Here is a 1,745-nt window from a genome sequence, read left to right as displayed (position 1 = left end):
CCTCAACCGAAAGGTCATGGAAATATCCGACCAATCAGCCACCCCGGCACCTTACTATGTCTCACGAGAAGCATACGCCCATTACGATTTCTGCTGCCGATTGATCAGTATGTCCCGGAATTCTGGGAACCCGGCTCTATATTCCAGTCCTTCATTTACAGGAGGACTTGTTTTCGTGCTCAAAAGCCGTCTGTCACAATTCGTGGCAGGCGGCTTTTTTGCGTTGGAAAAAGGGGGAAAATATAAAAGGGGGCTTCATCAATTTTTCGCCCGTCATCGCCCCGAGTCCCGATGTCCCGAACCTTGGTCGATTTACAGTTTCGAAGACAGCTGAAACATCAAAGTTTCAAAGAATACAGAATTCAGAATAGATAAGAAAGTAAAAAAGCACCTTCCGAAAGGAGGGTGCTTTTGCCTGACCGCGGAGGGGGAGATGGTAGACTCGGAACTCGGAACTTTTATGGGACCTGCATTGAGTTTTATTTCCAAAGTATCCCCATATTTTGTTTCCCTTTACGATACTAATAGCAGAAGGGTTCATTTCGGAAATCCTTCCGGGCGGGATACCGGGGCCCGGCTCATTGTTTTATTTCAAAGGAGAATGGGATATGAAAAGATGGATTACCTGGGAAGAAATGTCGGAAGAGGAGAAGTATGAGTTTCTTGAAGCGGGGGGGCAGTGAGGTCTCTTATGACGGATTGATGCCGGAGGAGATCCAGGGGCCCAATGATCCGGAACCGGAAATTTACCCGGTGGGAACAGTGCTTTATTTCGTCGATGTGGAAAGGGACGGAAAGATTGAAAAGAACGTAGGAGTGACGAAGGAGGAGCTTGAGAGCCTCCTGGCTGAGGGGAGGATCAGATAGGTAAGGAATTGGTTCGCCGCGGGCGATAGAAGGGAATGGATGTCCCGGCTGTCAAATCCATGCCCTTTTCGTGAGTATGTAGTATGGGACCCGTTCAGAGAATGGAGGCCCCTTATAATCTCCAGAGTGAGCGTGATGATAGGAAATTTTTATATATCGGCTGAGACCGCGAAATCGATAAAGGCTGCGTAATCATGGATTGCGCAGTCTTTTGATTTGCACTCTGGAGATGCCGCCGGGAGGGACGCCTGGAACTGGGAATTATTCATGGAAATAAAAAGATCATCTTGGCAAATCGCATATTTTCGATCTATGATCGGATCGCCTGAAGGGAAAAGAAATGCCAAAACGTACATGGGACAGATGACACTATCGGTAAAACGCGGGCTCTCTCTCGGGAGAGCTGCGCAAAGCGCTGAGAGGGCAGGTAAAGAAAAAGGAGGCTTTTGGCCGCCGGGATTCCATTCCTTGCCCTTTCAGTCCGCTTCGCGGCCAGCTTCCCCGGGGGGAAGCCTTATCGCGAAAGTTTTGTGTCATTTGGGCCGGGATTGGTTTGGCAGTCAGCCTCATTTGTGCCTTGTGACGGTAGATGAACTTACCCGGCTGCTCTGCAGCCACCCTTTCAACACCTGAAAGGGTGGGGCCCGGTATCATGATTCCCATTTTCCTCATTCCGGGCTCGAACGGATAGTGCAGGGGGAAGCATTAATCATCCTATCCGTCAGCTTCGCTGACGAGGGTGTACAAAAATAGAAATCATTACTTTAAGAACTTCAGGGGGAATAGTTATCAGTTATTAGTTATCAGTTCGCAGTTGCGGTGGCCGCCTTTACATTGGAGAGGCGGCCTTTTTATATAAAAATTTAACCATTTCTGAT

Annotated in this window: 1 protein-coding gene; it reads left to right on the top strand. The window is 48.6% G+C overall.

The genetic code is table 11. The annotated features are described in order from the left end of the window. The first annotated feature begins 654 nt into the window (after positions 1-654). Positions 655-867 carry a hypothetical protein gene (locus tag VZT47_RS10235; protein WP_330224858.1) on the top strand — a complete coding sequence of 71 codons (213 nt, stop codon included), beginning with the start codon at positions 655-657 and terminating at the stop codon, positions 865-867. Positions 868-1,745 lie beyond the last annotated feature (878 nt).

Origin of the sequence: Dialister sp. (assembly GCF_036343215.1) — a bacterium.
GTDB lineage: Bacteria > Bacillota > Negativicutes > Veillonellales > Dialisteraceae > Dialister.
This window is presented reverse-complemented; position numbering and strand designations above follow the sequence as displayed.